The sequence below is a fragment of the Syntrophorhabdaceae bacterium genome (assembly GCA_028713955.1).
Lineage (GTDB): Bacteria > Desulfobacterota > Syntrophorhabdia > Syntrophorhabdales > Syntrophorhabdaceae > UBA5609.
In genome coordinates this window covers 1-3,525 of the sequence record JAQTNJ010000293.1, presented here as the reverse complement: position 1 = coordinate 3,525, position 3,525 = coordinate 1, and the positions used below count along the sequence as shown (strand labels likewise).

The following is a 3,525-nucleotide window of genomic DNA, read 5'->3' as shown; positions in this document are numbered from 1 at the left end:
TCAGGTTCGCCGGAACAGCGACATAATCATCATGGGATATCTCCTGGAGGACAGGTCCTATCTTTGCCATATCTGCGCCGATGAGGGCGACCATCCCTCCCTTCCCTTTCGGACATGCCTCTTCCATCAGAAGACCTCTCTTCCTTGTCATCCGCAGGGCATCTTCAAAGGCAAAGAAACCGCTTGCGCAAAGCGCCGTATATTCTCCGAGACTGTGTCCCGCAAGGAGGTACGGTGATATGCCCGTGGCCTTCCTGAGGGTCTGCCAGACGACATAGCTGTTGAGAAGGAGCGCTGGCTGTGTATTATATGTCTGTCTTAATTCATCTTCCGGTCCGTTGAAACAGAGTTCCGTTATGGGGAAACCGAGGGTTTTGTCCGCAATGGTGAAATATTCCCTCACATCTTCAAAGGTATCATATAATCCTTTCCCCATCCCGACATACTGTGAACCCTGGCCCGGGAAAACAACACCTGTTTTTTTCATCTATATCCCCTGCCTGTAACGCATCGTTTATATTACGACCTTCTCTTCGAGGCAGCTTCCTTAATAAGTTCAAGGGCAATTACATTCCTCTGGATCTGGTTTGTGCCTTCATAGATCTGCAATATCTTTGCGTCTCTCATCATCTTTTCCACAGGATATTCCTTCATGTACCCGTATCCGCCAAAAACCTGCAGGGCATCGACGACCACTTTCATCGCTACATCGCTCGGGAACACCTTGCTCATAGCAGAGACCTTCGAGAAATCCCTCGGGTTACTGTCGATATATCTCGCTACAGCATAGACGAGAGCCCGCGCGGCTTCAACCTGTGTCGCCATATCCGCAAGCATATGTTGTATTGCCTGGAAAGAGATGATCTTTTTCTCGAACTGTTCCCTTTCCCGGGCATAGTGTACCGCTGCATCGAGGGCGCTCCGGGCAACCCCCACCGCCTGAGCACCTATGCCGGGTCTTGTCCTGTCAAAGGTCCTCATGGCAAGGATGAACCCCATCCCCTCTCTACCTATAACATTTTCAGCAGGAACTTTGCAATCCTGAAATACCAGTTCCCTTGTGGCAGAGGCCCGTATGCCAAGTTTGTTCTCCTTTTTCCCAAAGGAAAAACCCTCCATGCCCTTTTCCACGATAAAGGCCGTTGCTCCTCTTCCGCCTTTTTTCCTGTCCGTCATGGCTATGACAGTATAGATCTCCGCCTCACCGCCATTTGTTATCCACTGCTTGGTACCGTTCAGGATGTAATCATTGCCGGCCTTTGTTGCCTCGGTCCTTATGCCCTGGGCATCACTCCCGGCATTTGCCTCTGTCAATGCAAAAGCGCCGAGTCTTTTACCGCTCGCTATCTCGGCCAGGTATTTCTTTTTCTGCGCCTCTGAACCACCAAGTAAAATAGGGTACGCACCCAGGAGGCTCGCAGCATAGCTCACAGAGACACCAAGGCAGGCCGTGCTCAGCTCTTCCACAACGACACAGTTTTCAAAGGTGCCGCCGCCCATTCCGCCGTACTCTTCAGGGATACTGACACCAAAGAGCCCTGTTTCGGCGCATGTCTTCATGATGTCCCAGGGGAATGTCCCTGTTTCATCAAGCTCAGCCCTTACGGGGACCACTTTTTCCTCAGCGATCCTCCTGGCCAGCGCCCGGATATTCTTTTGCTCCTCTGTCAGAAAATAATCCATATCCTCCCTCACCTTTATCCTCCGTATTGGTCAGTAACCTTCCACAGTGTCTCTTTAATCGATTCGTTCAGCCCGTTCTCCACGAACTTCTTTGCAAGGAGAACGGCATTCCGTATAGCCTTTTCGTCCGATTTGCCGTGGCATATAATACACACCCCGTCAACACCCAAAAGCGGGGCGCCGCCGTATTCAGAAGGGTCCATCCTCCTCTTGAGCTCATCAAATACGTCTTTCATAAGAAGGTAGCCCATCCTTGCCTTCATATTTTTTTTTATGGCATCGCTGAAGAAGGCCATCAGTGATTCTGCTACCCCTTCAGTAATCTTCAGTGCAACATTCCCCACAAAACCATCACTTACCACAACGTCTGCCCTGCCGTTATGCATGTCAGTGCCTTCGACGTATCCGATATAGTTGAGGTCCAGGCCCTTGATCAGCGCGTGTGCCTCTCTCGTCAGCTCATTCCCTTTGTTCTCTTCCTCACCATTGCTTAAAAGGCCGATCGTCGGTTTCTCTACCCCGAGAACGCAACGCGCGAAGGCGTCTCCCATCACGGCAAATTGAGCAAGATGAACAGGCTTGCAGTCAACGTTTCCGCCGGCGTCCAGAAGGATCGATAAGCTGTTTTTCATATTCGGATGCAGTGTAGCAATGGCCGGCCGGTCCACATACCCTATCCTTCCAAGGGTAAAGATCGCAAAGGCCATTGCGGCGCCGGAATTGCCAGCGGTAACTGCCGCCTGCACCTTTCCTGACTTCAAAAGCTCAAGTGCCTTATTGATCGAAGATTCTCTTTTTTTTCTCAGGGCTGATGATGGTGATTCCTTCATCTCCACGTAAACCGGCGTGTGAACCACCTCGATGCCGTTCGAACCCTTTAACAGCGGTTTTATTGCATTCTCATCCCCGACAAGAACGATCTCCGCAATATTATCCCTTGCTACAGACTCCGCACCTCTGACAACTACAGCGGGTGCATAGTCTCCCCCCATTCCATCCACCGCTATCTTTATCATTCCGTTAGAGTTCCTCAACGTCTAAAAACTTTTTGCCCTTGTATGTACCGCATTTGGGGCAAACAATGTGAGGCAGTTTGGGTTCTTTACAGTTCGGGCAGAGCACTACATTGACAGGTTGTGCTTTGTAGTGTGTCCTTCTCTTATCTCTTTTTGTCTTTGACGTCTTCCTTTTTGGAACAGCCATATATGTCTCCTCGTTAGTTTAAAAAAGATTTCAGTTTTTCGCCCAGCAGCGTCTGGGTGGCAGTATCACACTGACAGTCTTCAACATTTTTATTCCTGCCGCAAACCGGGCAGAGGCCCTTGCAGTCTTCTGCACAGACCGGCCTGATGGGCACATTCAGCAATACTTCCTCATAGATAAACGGATCGAGGTCGATCTCGTCTCCTTCATAATAATAGACGTCCATGTCGTCAAGCCTCAGTTCGGCCTCGGATGCCCGCGGGGTTTGTGTCCGGGGGGTCAGCTTAATGTCCAGAAAGGCTCTGAGATCAAGGGTGAAATCATCGAGGCATCTGGAACATGTTATTGACATGGTACACCCCACAGGCCCCTGAACAGTCACGAGGTTATCGAACTTCCTGATCGTCAGCTCATAGGTGACCGGCGTAATGACCCGAGTGCTCTTGTCTTCTACCTCAGTAAACCGGGATGCTTCCATGGAACCTCTTGCTATGAACGTATCGTCTATTTCCGAAAGTCTTATGACCAAAACTGCCCTCTTTTTGGGTGTGATAATATAATGGCTTGATGTTTCATTGTCAAGCAAATTAACCTGTTGTAACTTATGAGAACTATAGGTCCAATATGTCCTATAAGACC

Annotated in this window: 5 protein-coding genes; all 5 read right to left on the bottom strand. The window is 49.8% G+C overall.

Annotated elements, in window-relative coordinates:
* Positions 1 to 487, bottom strand: a 487-nt coding sequence (locus tag PHU49_15955; GenBank protein ID MDD5245503.1) for an ACP S-malonyltransferase, incomplete at its 3' end; no start/stop codon positions are given.
* 32 nt (positions 488 to 519) lie between these two features.
* The gene (locus PHU49_15950) at positions 520 to 1,683 is read right to left on the bottom strand and encodes an acyl-CoA dehydrogenase family protein (protein MDD5245502.1); all 1,164 of its coding nucleotides are present in this window, start codon (positions 1,681 to 1,683) and stop codon (positions 520 to 522) included.
* A 14-nt stretch (positions 1,684 to 1,697) separates the two neighbouring features.
* Positions 1,698 to 2,699, bottom strand: a complete 1,002-nt coding sequence (gene plsX, locus PHU49_15945; protein ID MDD5245501.1) for a phosphate acyltransferase PlsX — start codon at positions 2,697 to 2,699, stop codon at positions 1,698 to 1,700.
* Positions 2,700 to 2,703: 4 nt separating this feature from the next.
* Positions 2,704 to 2,886, bottom strand: a complete 183-nt coding sequence (rpmF, locus tag PHU49_15940; protein MDD5245500.1) for a 50S ribosomal protein L32 — start codon at positions 2,884 to 2,886, stop codon at positions 2,704 to 2,706.
* 13 nt (positions 2,887 to 2,899) lie between these two features.
* The gene (locus PHU49_15935; protein MDD5245499.1) at positions 2,900 to 3,415 is read right to left on the bottom strand and encodes a DUF177 domain-containing protein; all 516 of its coding nucleotides are present in this window, start codon (positions 3,413 to 3,415) and stop codon (positions 2,900 to 2,902) included.
* Positions 3,416 to 3,525 lie beyond the last annotated feature (110 nt).

What these genes read in the sequence shown, in the direction of transcription:
- rpmF (MDD5245500.1), bottom strand. Translation starts at nt 2,886, where the DNA reads ATGGCTGTTCCAAAAAGGAAGACGTCAAAGACAAAAAGAGATAAGAGA.
- plsX (MDD5245501.1), bottom strand. Translation starts at nt 2,699, where the DNA reads ATGATAAAGATAGCGGTGGATGGAATGGGGGGAGACTATGCACCCGCT.
- PHU49_15950 (MDD5245502.1), bottom strand. Translation starts at nt 1,683, where the DNA reads ATGGATTATTTTCTGACAGAGGAGCAAAAGAATATCCGGGCGCTGGCC.